This is a genomic window from Shewanella sp. SP1S2-4, from assembly GCF_031932075.1.
GTDB classification, from domain to species: Bacteria; Pseudomonadota; Gammaproteobacteria; order Enterobacterales; family Shewanellaceae; genus Shewanella; species Shewanella baltica.
In genome coordinates this window covers 1-23520 of sequence record NZ_JAUOET010000015.1, presented here as the reverse complement: position 1 = coordinate 23520, position 23520 = coordinate 1, and the positions used below count along the sequence as shown (strand labels likewise).

Genomic DNA, 23520 nt, shown 5'->3' with positions numbered 1-23520 from the left:
GGCTTAGAAAAACTGTCGAGCCTTCAGCGACGAGTTTATGGCGAGTCACTGGGGAAACAATGGCAATTAATGCTGCGCGTACTCAAGTATCTTGTTTTGGGAGCTTTGTATCAAAACTGACGACCCATAATGAACAGCTTTAAATGGTGGCTCATGTATGGCGCGAGGGAAAGAACCTGCGAAATTATCCTTGCTAACTTGTAGTCTTATCTCAAATCAGCATAATGCTTCGAGCTGTTAAGCTTAACGCTATTGTTTACGGCCGCGGTTTGCGGCACTAACCAGTACTTGTGGTTAATTAAGTCATTACAATGCACTCGCTCAGCAGCTTATAGTGTGGCCTTACTACATTGTTTTATAACGCTCCCTAACACCTTGATTAAGGATTGATTCTCCCTTTGACTCGCTCCCGCCAACCGACATCAAAGCATGCTCCCTCTAAAGAAATAGTGGCTAAGCCTGCTGCCGCAAAAGGCGCTGCTGCGGTGAGCCGACTTGCGTCTGAAGTGCAACGCGCATTTTTGCCCGATGGAGTATTGTCTAAGCACATTCAAGGGTTTAGTGCGCGAACAAGCCAAATGCAAATGGCGCAGCAAGTGAGTGAGGCGATAGCGTCTAAGAGTAATGTGGTGATTGAGGCGGGCACAGGGGTGGGTAAAACCTTTGCATATTTGATCCCCGCGATATTGAGCGGCAAGCAAGTTATCGTCAGTACGGGCAGTAAAAATCTGCAAGAGCAGTTGTTTTTTAAAGACTTACCCGCACTGGTCGCCATGTTGGGAATTGAGCCCAAACTGGCGCTGCTAAAGGGGCGCAATAATTATCTGTGCCAGTGGCGACTCGATAAGCAAATGAGCGAGGCGACACATATCGATGCGCGTTTGTTGGATGATTTGTTGAAAATCAATCAGTGGGCGAGCACCTGTAAAGATGGTGATATTGGCGGTTTAACCTCAGTACCTGAGAATTCCTCGGCGCTGCCGCTCGTGGTCAGTACCAAAGAAAGCTGTATTGGTAAGCGCTGCGATTTTTATGATGCCTGCTTTACCCGCAAGGCGCGCAGCCGAGCCATGGATGCCAAAATTATTGTGGTTAACCACCATTTATTTTTCGCCGATAGCGTACTGAAAGACACGGGCTTTGCCGAGTTACTGCCCGATCCCGACGTAGTGATTTTCGATGAAGCGCATTTATTGCCCGATATTTGCGTTAACTATTTTGGCCAGCAATGTTCTAGTCGCACTATCGATGATTTTATTCAAAAGCTACTCGCTATTTATCAGACCGAACTCAGTGACACGGGGCAACTCGCCCAATTTTGTCAGCGTTGCCTCGCTAAATTAAGTGACTGGCATAATCAGTTATATTCCTGCGGTGAATCCGACTGGCGTTTAGTGCTGGGCAATAAAGCGCTCGCTGCGGCGTCATGGGATTTATTAGCGGAATTAACTGCGCTGCAAAATTTATTAATGGCCCATATTGGCCGCAGTGAATTGTTAGATGATATCGCCATCAACTTGGCGGAGCTGAATAACAAGCTCAGTGTGTTTTTTAACTGTGATAATAATCTGGCTGCCTACAGCATTGAATTTGGTAGTCGTTTTGTGGTGCTGCGAATTTCACCCATCAATATTGCCCGTGAGTGCCAGCAGTTATTTGTGCCGGAAACCAGCTGGATATTTACTTCGGCAACTTTGCAGGTTAATCGCAGCCTTACCCATTTCGCCCGAGAAATGGGCATCGTCGATGCGCAGCAAAGCATTCTCGACAGTCCCTTTGATTATCCGCGCCAAGCGGTATTTTGTGTGCCAAGACAACTTGGCAGCGTAACCAATCAACAGCAAGCGTTAAAACAGCTGGTGGAGGTGTGCGTACAAGCGATAGAAGCGGCGCAGGGACGGACTTTTATTTTATTTACCAGCCATAAAATGCTCGAACAAGCGGCGCTGGCACTGCGAACTCGCACTCATTATCCGCTGCTGGTACAAGGCCAAGCGGGTAAACAGAGTCTGCTGACTAAGTTTCGCCAACTCGGCAATGCGGTGTTGCTCGGTACCAGCAGTTTTTGGGAAGGGGTGGATGTGCGCGGTAAATTGTTAAGCTGCGTGATTATCGACAAATTACCTTTTGTGTCGCCCGATGAGCCCCTGTATCGCGCCCGAGCTGATAATGTGAGTCGTCAGGGACTCGATCCTTTTACTGAAGTCTCGTTACCTCAGGCGATTATTGCGCTGAAACAAGGTGTTGGCCGCCTTATTCGTGATGAAAAAGATCGCGGTGTGCTGATCCTTTGTGATAATCGCATTGTGAATCGCTATTACGGCCAAGCCTTTTTAAACTCACTGCCGCCAATGGCGCGCACCCGTGACCTAGATAAAGCGCTGGAATTTTTAAGACAGATCCCTTAGAGCTGCTCCCTTAAAGCCGATCACTTAAAACAAATCCCTTAAGGCAGCTCGCTTGGGGAAGTGTTCTAAAAGTTCGAAAGCTTACAACGAATTCATAAAAAATGGGCTTGCGATAGTTTCGCAAGCCCATTTTCACCTTAATAACCCCATGTGTGTGGCAGATTGCCGATTAGAAATTTGCCGTTACGCCCGCATAAATACTGCGGCTCTTTTGAATGTAATCAAGATCGGTAGCCACTTGGTCGCGCTCAGCATCCGTTAGGTTAGTGACGCCGAGTTTGACTCTGAACATAGGATTAATTTGGTAATTTGCCCCTAGGTCGAGTGAACCATAACCTTCTGATTTTACATTGGTGCGTAGATACTGATCGCCAGTGTAGTGGTAGGCGATAAAGGTGGATAAGCCCTCCAATGCCTGCCATTGCAGTTTAAGGTTGTAGATGTCATCCGGCGTTAGGGTAAAAGGCGCGCCATTTTGCTTATCTTCGGCATCGGTTTTACTGTAATTACCGCTAAAGCTTACTGTGTCGCTTACATCGTACCAAGCCTGTAGTTCCCAGCCGGTGATCTTGGCTTCGTTCACGTTTTGGTAAGTTAACACTGCGCCGGGCGTTCTACCCCAAGTTTCTGTGATGATTTTATTTTCCACATCGTTGTGGAAGTAGGTGATTGAGCCACCAAAATCCGTGGTTTGATATTGGGTCGATAACTCGTAGTTCACTGAGGTTTCGGCTTGTAAATCTGGATTGCCCGCGACGGTACAGGCGCCGCGACAAGCTGGGATAATATAATCGGCTTGGGATTGCGACATATTCGGCGCTTTAAATGCCTTACCACCGCCACCTTTGATCACCCATTCAGAGCTTAAGTTATACACCAAATACAGGCGTGGGCTAAATTCGGTGCCGTACACATCGTGGTGATCGACACGCCCGCCTAAGGTGATATTGAGTTCGCCTAAGCTAAATTCATCTTGCAGATACAAGGCTGACTGGCTGTCGTCTAAGGTGCCATCACCCAAAATATTGCGGCTGTTTTCAAGCTGAGTCCAACGGTATTCCGCGCCGCTGGTTAACATGTGATCCCCCAGTAAGACTGTGGTTTGGCCGTCGAGATTGTGGTTGGTTTGGGTGATATGCCCAATCTCGGCGATCAGCGCTGAGTCGTCGGTAACCTCAACATTTTCATAGTAATAGCGCAGGCGAGTATCACCAAAATTCCAGTGGCCATTGTGGGTTAAACCTGAGCTTATCCGCTCGGCTTGTTGGTTATTGGTGAGGATAGTGCCGTAGTTATTCCAATCCGACTCGCGTTCGTCGTTGGCGTAACTTAAGTCAAATTGCAGATCTTGTTGGCTATCAATCAACCATTGCAGGTTAGCGAGGGCGCTGATTTCATCTCTGTCTTCTAGCGCATCGATTGGGGGCTTTAAGTCTGAACGCCATGCATCGCGTTTATTGCTGTCGATGATTAAGTTTGCCAGTAATTTATCTTTGATCAGCGCGCCGCTGGTGTAGAAATTGTACTTAGTGCTGTCGCCACCTTTGCCGCTGGTGGGCGTATCGTATTGCACGCCGACACTGGTCTGCCAGTCGTCAGTGGGTTGGCGCAAAATCACGTTAACCACGCCACCTAAAGCTTCGGAGCCATAAAGGGATGACATAGGCCCGCGCACGACTTCGATACGCTCAATCGCAGACATGGGAATGGATGATAAGTCAAAATCGTTACCATAACTTGAGGTTAGCGCTTCGCGGGAGTTGACTCGGCGGCCGTTGATTAAGATCAGCGTGTAGTCCGAATCCAGTCCGCGCAGGCTAATTTCATTGCGACCATAGGGCGTGCCTTCGCTGATGTTCACGCCCTGTAAATAACGCACTGCACTGGCCAGATCGTCGATCACTAGCGCTTCGAGTTCACTGCGATTTATCACAGACACAGAAGCGGGCGCCGACAGTTCCGAATGCTGAGTTTGCGTAGCTGTGATCACCATACGTTCCATTTCTGGCGTGGCATCTTGGGGAGCTGCGGCAGTTGCCCATGCAGCGGGTAACAACAGGCTTAAGCCAATGGCGCGCGATAGCAGGCTCAGTTTAGGTGACAGAGCTGCACCGGATGTATGACTTGTTTTGCGAGTACGGCAGATAAAGCGGGACATATCATTCTTCCTTGGATAATTTCGGCGAATGATAATTATTCTTAAATATTGCTTCAAGATCTAAGATCGCGCTTATGTGTAAATACCATGTAAATTTCACTCTTTGATAACAGTATGATGGTGGGTATGTCAGTTGTGGATCGCAGCTTGCACCACGAAACTGACACTTTTATTTGATCTTTGGTGTTCACCGTTTTGCAGTTTTGCAATGGGTAATTGTGATGGTCTAGCCGACTTTGTCATTGTGTGGCGCAAACAGGGCGAACAGTGGAAAGCCACCCGAGTGCTGAGCTATGGGCACAGAACTGCTGAGGCCAAAACGGACTAAACTAAAGCTAGCTTTTAACAAGAAACGAGCCCCTAACAAAAACTAGCCTCTAACAAAATGCTAGCCCCTAACAAAATGCAGCAGTCGATTATTGGCGGGCATAGCGACATCTTGCTTGAGTGTTAAGCCTTGCTCGCTGGCTAAACTGCAAATCCATTCGATATTGCGAATGCCGCTGGCGGGATCGCGCTGTTTTAAAAAGCTATCGAATTGGCGATTGCTGTCACTGCTAAATTCGCCTTGGTAGTTAAAGGGGCCGTAAATGCACAGGGTCTTGAGTTGGGGGAGATACAGACCAAGGCCAGTAAAAAACGCTTCAACCATATTTTTGCTCATAATATGCAAAGTGTTCGCAGTAAATACGCCATCAATATCAGGTGTTAATCCCTCCACCGGCCATGGCGCGGTAACATCAAGGATAAGCGGTAAAGCTAGATTTGCCGCTGCTTTTAATAGCCCGCCTTCTTGCTCACACCTTGCGCTAATGATCTCAATATACTCAGCTTTATCGCTGGTTTGCCAGATTAAATGGGGAAGATTTGTTGCAAAAAATACGGCATGTTGGCCTGTGCCACTGCCGATTTCGAGCACATGTTGGTTGAGTGAGAATGCCTGCGTTAATACGGCTAAAATCGGCGCTTTGTTGTTTTCGCACGCTTGTGAAAACGGCAGTTGGCTAAGTGGCTGGGCAATTGGCAATCGTGGCATAATGGACTCTAGGTTGCTGAGATAAAAAGAGGATGACGCCGCACAAGCCTATCTTAAACCAGCAAAAAGCATAAGGCTTAAAAGATAAAATGAGCCACGCCTTAATATTCGGCGCCTAAGCTCATGTTCTTAATCTCTGGCTCCTTAATCTCTAGCTCCATAATCACAGGGCCGCCATTTCAGATACTTTCATCTCAAGCTTTTCGATTTCAGGCTCGTCAAGCAGAAACCAGCCCAACTCCCTTTGTTATGTCCAGCAAGCGGTTAACTCAATCCACTATTGACCTCGATCTTAACTCAGATATACTCTCAAATTCTGAACGCGTGTAAAAAATATAAAACAACCGTCGGCGGAAAACGTGTTAACACTCGCGCCTATAAACTAAGACTCAACACCCATTACCAGCACACAGCTTTTAATATTTAACTTTCAACATCAAGGAATGACTATGCCAGCAGAGCGTTGCGCCTCCTACTACAATGCCACCATAAACCAAGAGTCGAATTATCCTGAGTTAGAAGGTGACATTCGCGTCGATGTGGCGATTGTCGGTGGTGGGTTTACCGGTGTAGCAACGGCGTTGGAATTGTCCGAGAAGGGCTACAAGGTGGCACTGGTTGAAGCTAACAAAATTGCGTGGGGCGCAACCGGACGCAACGGCGGGCAGGTGACCGGTAGTTTGTCTGGCGATGCTGCGATGACAAAACAACTGCGCCGCCAGATTGGCAATGAAGCTGAAGATTATGTGTGGAATTTACGTTGGCGCGGCCATGACATTATTAAAAATCGGGTGGCCAAGTACGGCATAGAGTGTGATTTAAAATTTGGTCATATCCAAACCGCTTACCAGATGCAGCACATGCAGGAGCTCAAGGCGATGCATGATGAAGCGCAGCGTCGCGGCATGGGGGAGTTTATGACGCTGGTATCAGCCGATGAAATGCCCGCCTATTTAGGCTCACCCTTGTATCACGGCGGCTTAGTTAATCGACGCAACATGCATTTGCACTCAGTCAATTTATGCCTGGGTGAAGCCCGCGCCGCAGCAGGTCTTGGGGCGTTGATCTTTGAACACTCGCCCGTGCTCGATATTGAGGAGGGCGATCTTGCTACCGTTGTCACCGCCAAGGGAAAAGTGCGCGCCAATAGCGTGCTGATCGCGGGGAATGCCTACCATAAACTCGCGCGCCCTCAACTGCGTGGCATGTTATTTCCAGCGTCCTTAGGCAATTGTGCCACGGCGATTCTGCCCGATGAGATCGCTTCGCAGATTAATCCGCAGGATTTAGCCGTGTACGATTGTCGCTTTGTGCTGGATTACTATCGCCTGACCGCAGATAAACGGTTGATGTTCGGTGGCGGCACTAACTACAGCGGCCGCGATCCTAAAAATGTGGCGGCGGAATTACGGCCTGCAATTGAGCGCACGTTTCCGCAATTAAAGGGTGTTGATATCGAATTTGCCTGGGCGGGAATGGCAGGAATTGTGATTAACCGTATCCCGCAGCTCGGCAAAGTATCGCCTAATGTATTCTACTGCCAAGGATATTCTGGGCATGGGGTGGCGACATCACACATTATGGCTGAGATCATGGCCAATGCGATGGACGGACAATTGCGTGAATTTGATCTGTTTGCCGGCATGCGCCATATCCGTATTCCGTTAAATGAATGGTTCGGCAATCAAGCGCTGGCGTTAGGCATGTTGTATTACACTTTACGGGAAAACTGGCGCTAGTTTGCGGCGTCTTGTCTGTTATCGCTTCGTTTGTTCAATATGCTCAATAACAGACGGCACCACAATACACCTCTCAGCAATAGATTGTTCAACAACAGGCGCTTCACAAGATGCTGTTAGCAACAAACTGGTCAACAAACGATCGCTCAACAACACATTAGTCCTGTTCGATGAGTTTTTCGGCGAGATAATCGACTAATACGCGGATCTTGGCCGACAGGTGGCGGTTTTGCGGATAGAGCGCCCAAATGCCTTCTTTGGCTTCGCGGTGACCGTCGAGTAAGGACAGTAAATGTCCTGCATTTATATCATCTTCAATATAATAATCAGGCAGTTGAACTATCCCTATGCCTTTTAGTGCCGCATCCCTTAATGCGTAGCCGCTGTTACAATTGAGATTGCCACGGACTTTGATATTACGCTCGCGGCCATTTTCCACAAAGCGCCAGTAATTATGATTACCGATCAAACAATTGTGCTGGCTAAGCTCTGATAGCGTATGGGGCTGGCCGTATTTTTCCACATAACTCGGTGAGGCGGCCACATAGTGAGTACGGCTGCTTAAGGGTTTGGCCATTAAACTCGAGTCGGCGAGTTTGCCGAGGCGAATGGCCAGATCGTAACCACCTTCAATCAAGTCCAAGGTGCGATTAGTGAGGTCGACACTAAACTCAACACTGGGATATTGCACCATAAAATCATTGAGTAACGGCATGATAAATTTCTCGCCATAGGCCACGGGCGCCGTGAGTTTGACTAAGCCTTGGGGTGAGTCCTTTAGGTTTGAGATGGCGCGCTCGGCTTCTTCCAACCCGGTTTGTAATTGGCGGCAATGACGATAATAAATGGTGCCTTCTTCGGTTAGCGACACTTTACGAGTAGTGCGGTAAAACAGCTTAGTGCCGAGGCGATTCTCTAAGGCGCTGACTTGGCGGCTCACGTGGGCGGTGGAGATATTCAGTCGCTGCGCCGCTAAGGTAAAACTTTCAGCCTCAGCCACTGCGACAAACTCAGAAATGCCATCCCAGAGATACATTGTTGTTACTCAGTAAAAATGAATTGCTTGAATACTAGATTGTCTCTCGCTGAGAAACAAATACAATCTTATTATTAATTAGCATCAGTGCAGTCGCATCAGTGCAATGGGCATCAGCGTATGCAGAGTCGGTATGTTTGAGCCAATATGTTTGAACCAAGATGCTTTAGCTTAAGTAGAATCGATTACAACAATAATTTTCTCTTATTACCTATCAAGGGACGGTAACAATGTCGAACGAAAAACCGCAGTTTATTAAATCAAAGGCCGCTGTTGCTTGGGGACCAGGACAACCACTGAAGATTGAAGAAGTGGATGTGATGTTACCAAAAGCGGGCGAAGTCTTAGTGCGCATTGTGGCCACGGGCGTGTGTCACACGGACGCGTTTACCTTGAGCGGTGACGATCCTGAAGGGGTATTCCCAGCGATTCTAGGTCACGAAGGCGGCGGTATCGTTGAGCAAGTGGGCGAGGGCGTGACTAGCGTGCAAGTGGGCGATCATGTGATCCCACTTTATACTCCCGAGTGCGGCGAGTGTAAGTTCTGCCTATCGGGCAAGACTAACCTGTGCCAAAAAATTCGTGCGACCCAAGGTAAAGGCTTAATGCCCGATGGCACCACGCGTTTTTATCTCGATGGCAAACCTATTTTCCATTACATGGGCTGCTCGACCTTCTCTGAATATACTGTGCTGCCTGAAATCTCATTGGCGAAAGTCAATAAGAGCGCGCCATTAGAAGAAATTTGTCTGTTAGGTTGTGGCGTGACTACCGGCATGGGCGCTGTGATGAACACGGCCAAAGTGGAAGAAGGCGCAACCGTGGCGATTTTCGGCCTCGGCGGTATCGGTTTATCGGCGATCATTGGGGCGACGATGGCAAAAGCCAGCCGCATTATCGCCATTGATATCAACGAATCTAAGTTCGAGTTAGCCAAAAAACTCGGCGCGACCGATTGCATCAACCCTAAATTACTCGATAAGCCCATCCAAGAGGTGATCGTTGAAATGACCGACGGCGGCGTAGATTACTCATTTGAGTGTATCGGCAACGTCAACGTGATGCGCAGCGCTTTAGAGTGTTGTCATAAGGGCTGGGGCGAGTCGGTAATCATAGGTGTTGCCGGTGCAGGGCAAGAGATTTCAACCCGTCCATTCCAATTAGTTACTGGCCGCGTGTGGCGCGGTTCTGCTTTTGGCGGTGTGAAAGGGCGCTCGGAACTGCCACACATTGTTGAGCGTTACTTAGCTGGTGAGTTCAAGCTCGATGACTTTATCACCCACACTATGGGACTTGAGCAAATCAATGAAGCGTTCGAGTTGATGCACCAAGGTAAGAGCATCCGTAGCGTGATCCATTTTGATAAATAAGCGGTTTCGCACGCTAACTTGATGCTTCAGCTTGATGTGACAAACCAGCAGGCAGGTGCAAATCTGTCTGCTGTGTTGCACAGAGCAGATGACAAACGCTAAGACAAATGCCATGACTAACTCTAAGACAAGCGCTATGACCAAGCGCTAACAGATTGAGCTTAAAAGGACTTGTATGACCATAGAAAATATCAGTTGTAACAAGAGTTTCGGCGGTTGGCATAAGCAATATCGCCATCAATCTCAGTCGTTAAACTGCGAGATGCGCTTTGCTATTTATCTGCCACCTGAAGCGGTGAATAAACCTGTGCCTGTGCTGTATTGGCTCTCAGGCCTAACCTGCACAGATGAAAACTTTATGCAGAAGGCGGGCGCCCAGCGGATGGCGGCTGAACTTGGGATGGCGATTGTCGCCCCTGATACCAGCCCTCGCGGTGACGATGTGCCCGATGCGGCGGACAAAGCCTACGATTTAGGCTTAGGCGCGGGGTTTTACCTCAATGCGACCAAAGCACCGTGGAATCGTCATTACAAAATGTACGATTACATAGTCCACGAGTTGCCGGCGTTGATTGAAGCCCATTTTCCTGTGACTACCCAGCGCGCTATATCAGGCCATTCGATGGGCGGTCATGGTGCTTTGGTGATAGGCCTGAGTAATCCGCACAGATACAGCTCCATTTCGGCCTTTAGCCCGATTTCGAATCCGAGTAATGCGCCTTGGGGCATTAAAGCCTTCAGTGAGTACTTAGGTGAGAATCGTGAACATTGGCGCCAGTATGATGCATGCGAGTTGCTTAAGCTCGCGATTAGCGAAGTGCCAGTACTGATTGACCAAGGTGAAGCTGACAGCTTTTTAGACACCCAATTAATGCCACAATCGCTGGTGGATATCGCCCATACCAAGGGTTATCCCTTAGATGTGCGGATGCAGCCGGGGTACGATCACAGCTACTACTTTATCGCGAGCTTTATTGAAGAACACCTTAAGTTCCATAGTTTGTACTTTAAGGCCTGAATCGTCGATTCAGCATTCATGCCGATGAGCTAAAACAAAAATGCCGCAACTTTGTGAGTGGCGGCATTTTTTATGGTGCGATTTAAGCGATTAGTGGGAGTGAACTAACACTCAGCACTTAGCACTCAACAATGTTTACCGCTAGACCGCCTTTGGCGGTTTCTTTGTATTTGCTGCGCATGTCTCTGCCGGTATCCATCATGGTTTTGATCACTTTATCCAGTGAAACCTTATGGTTACCATCACCACGTAGGGCCATACGAGAGGCGTTGATCGCCTTGATCGCGCCCATGGCATTACGTTCGATGCATGGTACTTGCACTAGACCGCCCACAGGATCGCAGGTTAAACCTAAGTTATGTTCCATGCCGATTTCAGCTGCGTTTTCAACGTGCTCAACCGTGCCGCCCATGATTTCAGTCAGTGCGCCTGCGGCCATAGAACAGGCTACGCCGACTTCACCTTGACAACCGACTTCGGCGCCAGATATTGAGGCATTTTTCTTGTACAAAATACCAATTGCGGCGGCGGTTAATAGGTAACGGGCGCAGACATCAATATCCACTTCTTGTACGAAAGTATCGTAGTAGCATAATACTGCTGGGATAATTCCCGCAGCGCCGTTTGTGGGTGCTGTCACTACGCGATCGCCGGCTGCATTTTGCTCATTGACCGACAGGGCGAATAAATCGACCCAATCCATAGCGGTTAATGGATCGACATTGTTACGGCCTTCGGCTTTCAAACGACGGTACAGGGCAGGGGCGCGGCGACGCAGTTTTAAGCCGCCAGGTAAAATGCCTTCCTTCTGATAGCCGCGTTCGATACAGGTTTTCATGGTCTGCCAAATGTTCCACAGCTTGGCTTTGACTTCATCTTCGGTGGCTAAACTCAGTTCGTTCGCCATCATCAAAGAAGAAATACTCAGACCTTGTTCGCCACACAATTCTAATAATTGCGCTGCGCTGCCAAAATCAAAAGGTGCCGCTTCGATTTGTGATGCTGGGGATGCGTTACGTTGGCTGATTTCGTCTTCATCTAAGATAAAGCCGCCGCCGACAGAATAATAAGTACGCTCGAAAAGACACTCATTTTTACAATAAGCGTACAGGGTCATGGCGTTGGCGTGTGCTGGCAAGGTTTTGCGTCTGTGGTAAGTAATGCCTTGCTCGCGGGTAAATTTAACCACTTTGCCACAGTGCAGGGTTAAGGTTTCGTCCTTAGAGACGTGCTCTAAAATGCCGTCGATACTGTCAGTGTCTACGGTTTCTGGATCTTCACCCATTAAGCCTAAAATCACTGCTTTGCCCGTGCCGTGGCCTTTGCCTGTTTGGCCGAGGGAGCCAAAGAGCTCGGCTCTTAATTCATCAATCTGGGTCACGAGTCCTGAGTCAGTCAGGTTTTGCATAAAAATTTTGCCCGCTTTCATTGGGCCGACGGTATGTGAACTCGATGGACCTATGCCGATCTTGAACATGTCAAATACGCTAATCATGATAGAAGTCCTGTTGTGTCTTGTTTATTATTTTAGTCTGAGTGCATGGGATTGCTCGCTCTGCAGATTGAAGCACGCTAATCTTCAACGTGAACTCTGGTCAATGGCGGCGCTCTTTCATGCGAAATCTGCTTGTGTGATACTCTAACCTCAGTATCCCATAGATTAGTGTGACAATTCACATTAGTTTTTTTAATTCGATATAGTTCGGATAAGCTGAACTTAATTGGGACTTTTTTGCTGGCCATTTTATGGCCAAGAATACAGGCTTTAAAAGCGCTACAAGGGCAGATGGTTCGCTTTTTTGAGCATTTTTGTGAGCGCGGACTACTTATGGCTTGAGTGGTTATTTTTTGAGTATTAATGAAAATTTTTAGGGAGAAGTATGAGCTATTTAATGTTGGACCTACTGTCGTTGGACGTCAGTGAGGCAGAATCTGAGATGCTACGCCATCCACAGGTGGGTGGTTTAATTCTATTTTCCCGCAATTTTTCAAGCCGTGATCAGTTGATCCGTCTGGTACAACAGATACGCCAAATCCGCCCTGAACTATTAATTGCCGTCGATCATGAGGGCGGTCGAGTACAACGCTTCCGCGATGGCTTTACCGTTATTCCCGCCATGGGCGACATTTTACCTGCGGCAAAAGGTGATATAGCGTTAGCCAAACGCTGGGCCTGTGAGCTGGGTTTCTTGATGGCGATTGAACTACTGGCCTGCGATATCGATTTAAGTTTTGCGCCCGTATTGGACTTAAACGGCGTGAGTCAAGTCATCGGTAAACGCAGCTTTAGCCCAGAGCCCGCTGAGGTCATTACACTGGCCGAAAGCTTTATTGCGGGTATGGCCGCCGCAGGCATGGGCGCTGTGGGTAAACATTTCCCCGGACACGGCAGTGTGGTGGCGGATTCGCACTACGAGAAACCCATTGATGAGCGTGATGCCGAGGCGATTTTTGCAAAGGATATCCTGCCGTTTAAAGATTTGATCGCAAAAGAGAAGTTATTAGGCGTGATGCCCGCGCACGTGGTTTATCCTAAAGTCGACCCCAACTCTGCGGGCTTCTCTGAATACTGGCTAAAACAAGTGCTGCGCAAAGAGCTTGGCTTTAATGGGGTGATTTTCTCCGACGATCTTGGCATGCAAGGCGCAGGATTTGCGGGCGATTACCGTGCAAGGGCCAGCGCGGCGTTAGCTGCCGGCTGCGATATGATTTTGGTGTGCAATGACAATGCGGGCGTGATGTCGCTGCTGGATGGCTTTACATGGCCAGCGAGCGCGCCGCAGTATCCAGCAAGTTTACTTAAACCCAATGCCGCACAAACGGCCGCAGCGCTCGATAATACCGCCCGTTGGGAAAACGCGAAGCAGCTTGCCGAGCAAATTTGTTTGGCCCAACAGGCGAAAGTTTGATGTAGCGCAAGGTGTGAGATCACTCTTTTGCTAGGGTTAGTTAATTCACTGTAATCAAAAATGATTAAAAGGCCTTGATATGATTTTCTATCTTCATGGATTTGATGCGACTAGCCCAGGTAATCACGAAAAAATGCGTCAGCTGCAATTTATCGACCCTGATGTACGTTTGATCAGTTACAGCACCTTGCATCCTAAGCACGACATGCAACACTTGCTCAAGGAAGTCGCTAAGCAAATGAAGCATAGCGACGATCCCGCGCCGTTAATGGTCGGCGTGGGACTTGGCGCTTATTGGGCCGAGCGCATTGGTTTTTTAAATGGGCTTAAATCTGTGCTGATTAATCCTAATTTGCACCCAGAAGATAATATGCAGGGCAAGATTGATCGCCCAGAAGAATATGCCGATATTGCCAATAAGTGCGTGTCGCAATTTCGTGAAAAGAATACTCACAAGGCCATGTGCATATTTTCTGTGAATGATGAGATGTTCGATAATCAGCAACTCGCCAGTGAATTAAGCGCCTATTATTCGATTGATTGGGATGACGTTCAACCCCACAAATTCCCCCAACTCGCTGCCCATCTGCCCAAAATAAAAGCCTTTAAGTTGGCTTGATTGATATCGATTGAATAAAAGTATCACTCCTCTTTTTCTATTTAAGAGGGGAGTGGGTTTGTCTCATCGGCTATTCCGCCTTATGGTTTGGCTTTCGTACTTCATGTGGCGGACATATGACTGTGACTATTGGGGATAGATTAAGTAGGATTTTAGTGTTGGCTGATATCCCCGCATATAGGCTTGCCATGGTATTTACTCACCGACGCGCTGCTAGTCCATCCTTGGATGCTCGACCGCCCCGTCCATGGGGCGGACGGTCGTCTCGCCAATCACCATGGCTCACCTTTCGTGCATTCACGTAACCTGTAGATTTAAAAGACATACGCAACACACTTTGGGACAGAAACCAGTTAGAGCAATCAGTCTAACTCGGTGCGATTGATTAGCAAATCTATGTCTATTTTTTAATGCAGTAAGCAATATTCCTAGTCACAATAAGTTAACTAATGAAGTTAAATAATTCTGTGGGCATCAACGCGGCACTTTTTTATCAGATTTATCCCCGCTTTCTTTTCAAACAGAAAAATCACGATACTGTACAGTCATTTACCTTAAGTTATAAACATGTCATATTACCTTTGATTTCCTATTTACTCTGCCAAAATCTAAAAAACTATGACTAAAAAAATTCCAAATACAGATTTGCTAAAGGTTTTCAATACTAATGATGATGCAGGCAGAGACGAGTCTAGCTCAACTCTTAAATATGACTCTCTAACGTCTAAACTAAAGAATGATAAAAGCACGATACCTTATTTTGAAGCGCTGGATTTTGCATTCTCACAAGATGACGTAAAGAATATTGCCGTTACAGGGCCTTATGGTTCAGGAAAGAGCACCGTCATTGAGTCCTTTCTTTCGCTTCATAAAAAAATACTTTCGGTAAATGTCTCCTTGGCCGGATTTAATATTGCAGGAATAGAGGCAAAGCATGATCCCCGAGAAGTAGAACTCAGTATTCTCCAGCAAATTCTTTATAAAGTGGATAGGGATACTGTTCCAGACTCTCGTATTGACCGTATTCAAGATCGAAATGATAAGCATGTCTTAAAGCTTTTTATATCATTAGCTAAAATTTCTATACCAATACTGGTATTAGTAGCTTTAATTTTTACTGACGCTAGCGGTCAATTTCTTTTTCTTCCAGTGAGTTTAGAGGACTCGCTCAAAGAGCATTTTATTTTAAGAGCTATAGCCATCGGCATGTTATTCCTTATGGCCCTTTATTATTTGACCCAGTCAGCTTCTAGAGCAGGGTTCTTCGACAAGAAGCTAAAGCTTAGTAAAATAGCCTTTCTATCCGGTGATACTGAAGTTCAGGAACAGGAGTCCCCTTCTTCACTTCTTAATACATGTCTTGATGAGATTGTGTACTTTTTTTCTCGTTCCAAATACAGGACTGTAGTATTTGAAGATCTCGACAGATTAGGGACATCCGACATATTCGTAAAACTTCGAGAAATCAATAAAATAGTTAACAACAATCGAAAGAATAACGAACCTGTTAGATTTATATATGCAGTCAAGGATGATATTTTTCTTGGAGCAGATGTAAGAACTAAGTTCTTTGACTTCATTGTCCCTATTGTACCGATAATGGATAGCCGCAATGCTTACAGCATCCTAAAAAGCAAAATCCTTCAATTTCCAGAAGAACACATTCAATGTCTACGAGGGGCCTCTCAATATATTATTGACATGCGCTCACTTCAAAATATTACTAACGAATACAACCTGTTTATGGATATTGTAGACAATCAGTCCAACAAACCTAAGCTTTTCGCATTAATCTTTTATAAAAATCTTTTTGCTCTTGATTACAACCTCGTCGATAAAAAGCTTGGTATTTTATATTCTTATATGCGTGATTTTCGCACTAAGAAACTGCATGTTGGCCATTTCTCGAATCTCGATACACAATTAGCACTACTTGAAAATAAACTTGATAGTGCAAAGAGTGAGTTAAGAGCTACCTCTACAGATGTTCGTGATGAAATACTATCCCGCTTGATTCCTAAAAACCTAAGACCTCATTATTTTTTTTGGAAGCAAAATGTACAAGGCTATTCCTACAACTGGATAATGCAAGACTCAGATAGCTTAGTTTCAAATGAAGAGGCTTTCATCGACTTATTTTCAACAGACAATATTTGTTTAGGACCTAACAATAAGCAAACACAAGTCTCACTAGAACCACAAGAGATTCGTAAAATCGTCGAGGAATATAAGGAAAGAAAAGAGTTAACGCGGGAGGCTAGAGCCAATGTTATTAAACAGTTACAGCAGGATATTTCTGAAGTCCGAAAGAACATTCGTAGACGAAATGAAATAACCCTTTCAGAGTTAACGCTACTTAATGGGCAGGAAGTATTTAACTCACTAGCAAGTGACTACATAAAAGCTATCAATGACGTAAACATTCTTTCTAAAGAACAAGAAAGAACAGTGCTCGACAGCCTTAAATATGGCGGTTTTGATGCGCTTTACTACCTGATAATTAATGGTTATCTGATGCAAGATTTTATGATGTACCGATCCATTTTCCATAAGGGATCGATATCAGCTGAAGATAATGAGTATATCAAAAAAGTCGGTCTACATATTAGCCACTTGGAAGCCAATGACTCTTGTATTATCGAGAATGTTACCGACGTTACGAGAGAACTCATCGAAAACTCTTACACTCATCGTGACGGTGCACTTCATCACCAAGTGTTAGCTTACCTTCTTCATAATAATACCGCAGTCTTTGACGATATTATCAACAGCCTTTTAAGCAGAAAAAGCGAGGAAGTTATCTCAGTAATGGAAATTATTGATCAACGATTTGAAGATCAGAAGAATTTTGATTATTTTATAATTTCCGCAACAAAAATTGCTGAACACCAAGACAAAATGCTAAAGGTGCTACAAGAAACCGAAAAAACTCTGCTGCATACACGAATCATTACGTCCATGATGGTCTATTCAGATTTAAGCAAGTCTCACAGACAAAGCGAATTCAAGCAATATATTCAGTTTTGTGGTTGGAGCCTAGTTTATGAACTCGAATTACAGCAAGTTGCTCTATTCATGAACAATGCTAAATTATTAAAAGTAATGTTCGACAATGTGGAAGTGACGAGCGAAGTCGGACAGGCAGCCGCTGAATTTATTGCTGACAATTGTATGTATGTTCTTAGCAAAGAGAACTTCTGTAGCCTAGTCGTAGCAAAAATAAATCAGGAAGACTTACTTACTGAAGAAGTTGCCAACTCACCCTGGTATTTACTTCTGAAATACAATCTCAGAATAATTAAAGATTATGTAGATTCAAACATCAACAGCTTTGTTAAAGAGATTTTCCTATTCTCCACCGAAGGTCGCGAAAGTGTACTAGCTATGCTCAATAATGAGGATGTTGACATAAACCTTAAAGCCGAAATCATAACTCATATGGATTTTATCGTGAAAGGGCATTTTGAAGTATTAAATAGCGCTCCATTAAATGCCGATGAGAACTCACTCACACTCCATGACTTATTGTATAAACATGACAGAGTAGCACCTAACTGGTCGCCTTTGATTAAATACGTTAGCACTAAATGCAATCCACATGTTCTACACGACTACCTAGCTCGTCATGCAGAAGTCTTGTCAAGTGAAAACTCACAACCGCCCAAAGAAGTGTCAGATGACATCTATAGCAAGATTGTTTGTGATTCTAGTTTCACTGAAGATGTTTACAGGCTTATAACCTCACAACTGTTTATCCCTTATGACTTGCTGGATGAAAGAATATCGGTCAACAATTTAAGACAGTTAGTAAAAAACGAAAAACTTCCGTTGGATATGGATAGCTATCTTCATATTCTGTATCACTTTCCAGTATCTTCCAGTAATTTAGAGTTTATATTATTTTGGTTTGGAAAATACCAAAGTGAACTAGCTGAAAACATGAGCTTCTATATGAGGAGAGAAGAAGACAATGAAGCTTTTAATCAACTACTTAGAGAATCTATAACTTCAAGTGAACTTAGCGATGAGTTGAGTGCAAAAATCATTTGTGAATTTATTACACTATCTAATACTTCTACTCTAGATGAAGTTAATGTGCCTCTTTCGGTATTGAGGATGGTTTTAAAATCATCTAAACCGGATCCATTTAAGTTAACTTTATTGAGTCGATATGCCCGAAACTATCAAAGCACAAAAATCGAACTTTTAGATCTTCTTAATTATCTTGATGAAAAAGAAGTCAGAAAAGTGCTTACGCAAAAAGTTCAGGCTACTTTTCAAACGATGATGGCAGATCAGGTTATTGAATTTCTATCTGTACTTAAGGCTCGACATTTCATCACTCAATACACAGATAATGGAAACGGAAGAATAGTAATAAAGATTGGAGCTGACTTTTAAGAATTAATACATTAGTAATGTATGGGGAAGCTGACCTATTTTTATATGATTATCTTAAAAAATCGGGATAGATTCTATTAAGACATCTATTTTTATTTCCTTCAACAATGTAATAAAATTGTCATTTTGGCCAGTGTTTTGTATTTTTTTCAAACAAAAAAACAGTGACTTTCATTAGATATAGTTATGATAGCATCAATAGATTGAAACACGTTTTGGGGCAAAAGCTGTTTAGGGCGGATTTGTGAATTAAGGACTTAGTTAAGATTGGCATTGTTGCAACAGTGACCGTTGGCGACATGGATGTCGCCGTCGAGCCCTCAGGGATGAGTTTACGGCGTGTCACTGGGAAAACAATGACAATCAATGCTGCGTAACTCAGTTGTCTTGCTTTGGGGCAATAGCTTTTTAGCTAAACGAACTGCGAAAGTGATAGTTAGGATTGGCATTGCAGCTACAGTGATAGTTGACATGATGGGTGTCGCCGTCGAGCCTATAGGGATACTTCTTATTAAATAAAAATCGAAGAGTCACTGGGCATTAATGATAATTAATGCCGCACAGCTCGCTGTTTGCATCAGTTCTTGATGCCGGATTCGTCATTAAAAACTTGCCTAAGATTGGCATTGCAGTACCTGTGACTATCTAAAAAGGATATTTTAGTCGCGCATTCAGGTGTTGTGCTGAACTGGCATAAATAGCAAAGCATTTTATTTACTGGGCGTGAAAGGGCATAATGCGGCGCTTACTATTTGTTTGAGATACAAGGAATAACCATGAAGTACTTGGTTAGCGTAGTTGCATGCTGTTTATTATCGGCCTGTTCTTTTGGGGATGCTGATGTTGAGTTCACACCTGAGAAAGGGGAAGAGCGCTCGTATCAGTTGTATAGCACCACCAACATCACTGTAGACAATGGTCAGCGTACCGAAACGGTTAATACTAGCTCACATCAATTGCTGCGTTATAAGGTCCTCGAAACAGGCAAAAACAGTCGGTTTCAAGTGCATGTCGATTATATGAACATGCGCGATGGTCAAGGGAGCGGCGTCAGTAGTGGCCAGCGGGCCGATCGTAATCCCGAAATGCACGCTATTTTCTCGCAGGGATTTGAATTTACGTTAAATCTAGACGATGGCAGCGTTAAAGAATTCAGTGCATTGAACAAACCGGTATGGCAGGCGCTGCTGGCTGAACGCGGCGCAGAGCTTGAGCAGGAACTGAAAAAACTCTTTAGCTCATCGGCCTTCCTTAGCACCATACCCGCCAAAGCGGGGGCGGTCGTCGCGCTTCCTACCTATCAAGGCCACGCCAATGCCAAACTTACTGTATTGCAAGTCACTGATACGCATGTATTAGCCAAAGTTGAAAGTGACGGCGAGCAAGCCAAAATATACGGTCAGCTGATGTTAGAACGTGAGCGGGGTTGGTTAGCGCAGTTAGCTTTAGTGGCAGAAGCGCCGTTTGAGCGCTACGGCTATAAGGGCACAGTGCGCAGCAACGTTATTATGTTGCCGCAGCAGCGCCAGTTGGGTGATTTAACACAGCGTTTAGGTTTTGATTATGATTTCCCTGCCTTTGAGTATCAAAAACAGCCTGACTTTGTGCTGGATGACATCAATAAGACCTTAGGCCTTGATGCTGTGTTTGCCTATGATGCGGGTTACTTTTACCAGCAAGATGATCTATTAAATCTAACCTATCATCATGACTTTTCAGGTTTTAAACCCGAAGGCGGATTTAGCTTAACCGATATCACGGCATACAGCGCGGATGGCACTGTGCTGCCGCTGCAACTGAGCAAGGTGGGCAGTTACAGTTATCCAGAACAGGATGGTTTCCATCAATCTGTGCAGCAAAATCTGCTTATTGGCTGGAATGCACCAAATGACCTCTTAGCTCAGGTTGCTGAGTTTCGCGCGACGGCCCATTATCATGGTGCGAAACTGGTCAAGCTTAACCTGACCCCCGACCCCAACAAAACTGTGAGCTTGCAGTATGAAGATTTACAGCTGGAACTTTCGCCAATCACCGACAAGCCATTCAGTTATCTGCTGAAATCGCGAGGCGGCGCTGACAAAACGTGGTTATACAGGCGCTATGACGGCGCCGAAGGCGCTATGGTGCACTATCTGCCACCGCCAGCCACTGGACCGGATTGGCTAACGTCGGCAGAGCAAAATATGCTGTCGCTGGCCTCATCGGCGCAATATGAAACGATTACACAGTTTACCTTTGCCGCCGCGCCGTCGACACTGACACTCTATGTGAATACTGCGACTGACAGCGGCGAACTGACTAAGAATATTCGTTTTATGCCGACCTTAGATTACGCGCAAAATATGGCGTATCCGCCGGCGCAGCAGCAACTGCTTTACAGCGATGATATGTATGCGTCCTATGATAATCAGCCGCAACCTAGCACACCTGCTGATCCCGCCTTACTTGAGCCGCAAATCGTCGCCAAATATGGCGTCAGCATGCTGTTAACGTCCGAGCAGGCTGCGGTGTGCACCCTTAGTGTGGTCGATGCACCTAAGGTCAACGGACATACACTGCAATGGACAAACACCAGCGCAAGCAGCAACACGGGTTTTGGTGCTGGGCTGGATAAGTTTGTGCAGTACCAACTGAGCAGCGCCGATGGGATCCGCCGCAATTTTTACGACATCAAGGTCAGCAGCACCTTGGCCTGTACTGGTACGCCCAAATGGCAAGCGCTAGCGTATCAACCTGAGCAAAGCTGGTTGATTGATATCACTCAACTGCCGAATCTTGATGCCACTCAAACCGTCGCCGAATTTATGCGGCGCTATCGTTTTTTAAATGCGCAGAATTTACCCCTTGCGCCTGCTATGCAAGGTGACAGTGACTTTTATCAGCGTCCGTTGCAGCAAGTATTACGTGAGCAACGCTGGTTTGTATTGGCGGGGCGCGCAGCACAAATAGAACAGCTTTCGATAAGCGGAGAACCTGTGAATAAACAGTGGGTTAATATATTCCCTGCGTTACCTTAAGGAGCAGAAAATGCGAGTCTTATTACTATTATCTGCGCTACTTATGTCGTTTAATTTGTTGGCTGAGCGAATTTTACTCGACCAAGAATGGCGGCTTAACGATGTACCTGGCGAAGCCATTTATTATCTGGAGCAAGCGCCGACAGAACAAAATGGCGAGTGGCCATTGCAGCTATTTTATTTAGAAACGGATAAACCGGTTTTTAAGGGCAGTGTCAACAATCCCAATTTAGTCGAGAGTTTTATCGTTGGCGATTTCGAGTTTTTCTACCCCAACGGTCAATTGTCTCGCAAGGGCAGTAGCGATGCGCAAGGACATTATCAGGGCACGCATCTGCATTATTGGGAAGACGGAGCGCTTTCGGGAGAGTACCACTACCAGAATGGCCAGTTGAACGGCGAGCAGAAAAGCTACTATCAAAATGGTCAACTGCAGCGCCATGAGCATCGAGTGAATGATGCACAGTTGGGGTCGGTAGAAAGTTATCATGCCAACGGCCAGCTGGCATCGCGCGCAAACTATAGTGCGAACGGTATGGAAGGGCGATATGAAAGCTTCTATGACAATGGTAAGCCAGAACAAAGCGTGAATATGGTGGCGGGAAAATACCAAGGTGAACGACTGTATTGGACTAAAGAGGGCTGGTTATTCACCAAGGAGCATTATCTGAATGGAGAAATGCACGGAGAAGTGTTGAGTTATCAGGCCGCAGACATTCTGCAAGAGATTAAACATTATCAGCATGGCAAGCAGGTGGGTTTACAGCAGCGTTTTAAAGGGCTAGGGCTGTTAGCCATGCAGCAAGAGTACGATAATGCTGGCCGCGAAATACAGAATATTACCTATGATAATGCCGGTAATGTCGCCACTCAAACCGATACTCAATATCTTGCAAAAGGCCGGATTAGCACTGAACAGCGCTTCGATGGCACTGGAAAGTTAACCCATCAATATCAGCGTGATACTGCGAAAAACTGGAGTTTACGTCAGCGCTTCGACTCTGCTGGTGAGCTGCTTGAACGGGATGAACAACTCAAGGGGCAATACGATGGCTTGTATATTGGGATTGGCTGGAATGGCGCTGTCCAACGTGCGAGCTATAGCAAAGGTCAAATGCACGGTGCCTATCGGGAAGATAATGTAGAGGACGGCAGTTTTGTCAGCGGCCAATACCACTTAGGTTTAAAGGTCGGCAAGTGGGTCACGCAAACCCGTGACACGACGCGCAATGAGCAGTTTAACCAACAAGGTGAGCTGAGTGGCGAACAAACAGAAATCGCAGCCGATGGCACGATAATGCGCCGAGAGTTTTATAAAAACGCTAAGTTACATGGCGCGTATTTACTGCGTGGTTTTGATAAACAGCTGCAAGCCCAAGGTCAGTATGTTAACGGTCAGCGCGAAGGCCAATGGCTGCTGCAAGATGAAAGCAGCTACAGCATGGTTAAGCTCTGGCATGGTCACTATAAAGCAGGACACGAAGTGGGTCACTGGCAAGCCTTTTCCGCCAACGGCCATTTATTAGGGCAGATGCAGTATGATGATAAAGGTCAATTGCAGGGTAAAGGTTACAGTTTTAACGAAGATGGCAGCCTGCTACAAAGTGATGAGTATCTTGATAATCAACTGCACGGCAGGTCGGTGTATTACTTTAATGGCGAACCCTCATCCGAGTATCGCTATCATAATGGTCAGATGATCAGCGAGTAGCAGGTTATCGCGTAATCAACTTATCGCGCAATAAAACAGAAACCGGCAGACTATGCCGGTTTTTTACTTTTGTCTTTTGAATGTGTAGCTTGCATATT

14 protein-coding genes are annotated in these 23520 nt (G+C 45.9%); 9 read left to right on the top strand and 5 right to left on the bottom strand.

From position 1 onward, the window contains the following. Positions 1-398: 398 nt before the first annotated feature. Positions 399-2408, top strand: a complete 2010-nt coding sequence (locus Q4Q52_RS14185) for an ATP-dependent DNA helicase (protein ID WP_311990903.1) — start codon at positions 399-401, stop codon at positions 2406-2408. Positions 2409-2577: 169 nt separating this feature from the next. On the opposite strand, the gene Q4Q52_RS14180 is transcribed toward Q4Q52_RS14185, so the two are convergent. From Q4Q52_RS14180 to Q4Q52_RS14170, 3 genes are all read right to left on the bottom strand, one after another. Further along, positions 2578-4566 carry a TonB-dependent receptor domain-containing protein gene (locus Q4Q52_RS14180; protein ID WP_311990902.1) on the bottom strand — a complete coding sequence of 663 codons (1989 nt, stop codon included), beginning with the start codon at positions 4564-4566 and terminating at the stop codon, positions 2578-2580. 226 nt (positions 4567-4792) lie between these two features. Beyond that, positions 4793-4915: a hypothetical protein gene (locus Q4Q52_RS14175; RefSeq protein ID WP_311990901.1), complete on the bottom strand. Its 123-nt coding sequence runs from the start codon at positions 4913-4915 to the stop codon at positions 4793-4795. 39 nt (positions 4916-4954) lie between these two features. Beyond that, a complete protein-coding gene (locus Q4Q52_RS14170; RefSeq protein ID WP_311990900.1) occupies positions 4955-5602 on the bottom strand; it encodes a DUF938 domain-containing protein in 648 nt (215 codons plus the stop codon). Positions 5603-6051: 449 nt separating this feature from the next. Here Q4Q52_RS14170 and Q4Q52_RS14165 point away from each other — a divergent pair, with 449 nt between their 5' ends. Then, positions 6052-7341 (top strand): FAD-binding oxidoreductase, encoded by a 1290-nt coding sequence (locus Q4Q52_RS14165; protein WP_311990899.1) that lies wholly within the window; start codon positions 6052-6054, stop codon positions 7339-7341. Between the two features lie 157 nt (positions 7342-7498). On the opposite strand, the gene Q4Q52_RS14160 is transcribed toward Q4Q52_RS14165, so the two are convergent. Then, the gene (locus tag Q4Q52_RS14160; RefSeq protein WP_006086303.1) at positions 7499-8377 is read right to left on the bottom strand and encodes a LysR family transcriptional regulator; all 879 of its coding nucleotides are present in this window, start codon (positions 8375-8377) and stop codon (positions 7499-7501) included. A gap of 230 nt (positions 8378-8607) precedes the next feature. Between Q4Q52_RS14160 and Q4Q52_RS14155 the strand changes: the two genes are divergently transcribed. Together Q4Q52_RS14155 and fghA are read left to right on the top strand one after the other, a co-directional pair. Continuing rightward, positions 8608-9747: an S-(hydroxymethyl)glutathione dehydrogenase/class III alcohol dehydrogenase gene (locus Q4Q52_RS14155; RefSeq protein ID WP_025007830.1), complete on the top strand. Its 1140-nt coding sequence runs from the start codon at positions 8608-8610 to the stop codon at positions 9745-9747. A 175-nt stretch (positions 9748-9922) separates the two neighbouring features. Then, on the top strand, positions 9923-10765 hold the full coding sequence (gene fghA, locus Q4Q52_RS14150; RefSeq protein WP_106650680.1) for an S-formylglutathione hydrolase: 843 nt from the start codon (positions 9923-9925) through the stop codon (positions 10763-10765). Between the two features lie 118 nt (positions 10766-10883). On the opposite strand, the gene Q4Q52_RS14145 is transcribed toward fghA, so the two are convergent. Beyond that, positions 10884-12260: an L-serine ammonia-lyase gene (locus Q4Q52_RS14145; protein ID WP_106650679.1), complete on the bottom strand. Its 1377-nt coding sequence runs from the start codon at positions 12258-12260 to the stop codon at positions 10884-10886. A 385-nt stretch (positions 12261-12645) separates the two neighbouring features. On the opposite strand from Q4Q52_RS14145, the gene nagZ reads away from it, so the two are divergent. The 5 genes from nagZ (at position 12646) to Q4Q52_RS14120 (ending at position 23422) form a co-directional block, all read left to right on the top strand. Continuing rightward, positions 12646-13674 (top strand): beta-N-acetylhexosaminidase, encoded by a 1029-nt coding sequence (gene nagZ / locus Q4Q52_RS14140; protein ID WP_012089352.1) that lies wholly within the window; start codon positions 12646-12648, stop codon positions 13672-13674. A 79-nt stretch (positions 13675-13753) separates the two neighbouring features. After that, complete coding sequence (gene ycfP / locus Q4Q52_RS14135) at positions 13754-14293, top strand: alpha/beta hydrolase YcfP (RefSeq protein WP_220590378.1); 540 nt, start codon at positions 13754-13756, stop codon at positions 14291-14293. A gap of 618 nt (positions 14294-14911) precedes the next feature. After that, positions 14912-18694: a hypothetical protein gene (locus tag Q4Q52_RS14130; RefSeq protein WP_311990898.1), complete on the top strand. Its 3783-nt coding sequence runs from the start codon at positions 14912-14914 to the stop codon at positions 18692-18694. Between the two features lie 776 nt (positions 18695-19470). Further along, positions 19471-21711, top strand: a complete 2241-nt coding sequence (locus Q4Q52_RS14125; RefSeq protein WP_311990897.1) for a hypothetical protein — start codon at positions 19471-19473, stop codon at positions 21709-21711. 10 nt (positions 21712-21721) lie between these two features. After that, the gene (locus Q4Q52_RS14120) at positions 21722-23422 is read left to right on the top strand and encodes a hypothetical protein (protein ID WP_311990896.1); all 1701 of its coding nucleotides are present in this window, start codon (positions 21722-21724) and stop codon (positions 23420-23422) included. The last annotated feature ends 98 nt before the right edge of the window (positions 23423-23520 follow it).

Bases quoted from the DNA above. Each gene is read 5' to 3' on its own strand.
- Q4Q52_RS14155 (WP_025007830.1), top strand. From the start codon at position 8,608: ATGTCGAACGAAAAACCGCAGTTTATTAAATCAAAGGCCGCTGTTGCT.
- Q4Q52_RS14165 (WP_311990899.1), top strand. From the start codon at position 6,052: ATGCCAGCAGAGCGTTGCGCCTCCTACTACAATGCCACCATAAACCAA.
- Q4Q52_RS14120 (WP_311990896.1), top strand. From the start codon at position 21,722: ATGCGAGTCTTATTACTATTATCTGCGCTACTTATGTCGTTTAATTTG.
- ycfP (WP_220590378.1), top strand. From the start codon at position 13,754: ATGATTTTCTATCTTCATGGATTTGATGCGACTAGCCCAGGTAATCAC.
- Q4Q52_RS14145 (WP_106650679.1), bottom strand. From the start codon at position 12,260: ATGATTAGCGTATTTGACATGTTCAAGATCGGCATAGGTCCATCGAGT.
- Q4Q52_RS14130 (WP_311990898.1), top strand. From the start codon at position 14,912: ATGACTAAAAAAATTCCAAATACAGATTTGCTAAAGGTTTTCAATACT.
- fghA (WP_106650680.1), top strand. From the start codon at position 9,923: ATGACCATAGAAAATATCAGTTGTAACAAGAGTTTCGGCGGTTGGCAT.
- Q4Q52_RS14160 (WP_006086303.1), bottom strand. From the start codon at position 8,377: ATGTATCTCTGGGATGGCATTTCTGAGTTTGTCGCAGTGGCTGAGGCT.
- Q4Q52_RS14170 (WP_311990900.1), bottom strand. From the start codon at position 5,602: ATGCCACGATTGCCAATTGCCCAGCCACTTAGCCAACTGCCGTTTTCA.
- Q4Q52_RS14180 (WP_311990902.1), bottom strand. From the start codon at position 4,566: ATGTCCCGCTTTATCTGCCGTACTCGCAAAACAAGTCATACATCCGGT.
- Q4Q52_RS14125 (WP_311990897.1), top strand. From the start codon at position 19,471: ATGAAGTACTTGGTTAGCGTAGTTGCATGCTGTTTATTATCGGCCTGT.
- nagZ (WP_012089352.1), top strand. From the start codon at position 12,646: ATGAGCTATTTAATGTTGGACCTACTGTCGTTGGACGTCAGTGAGGCA.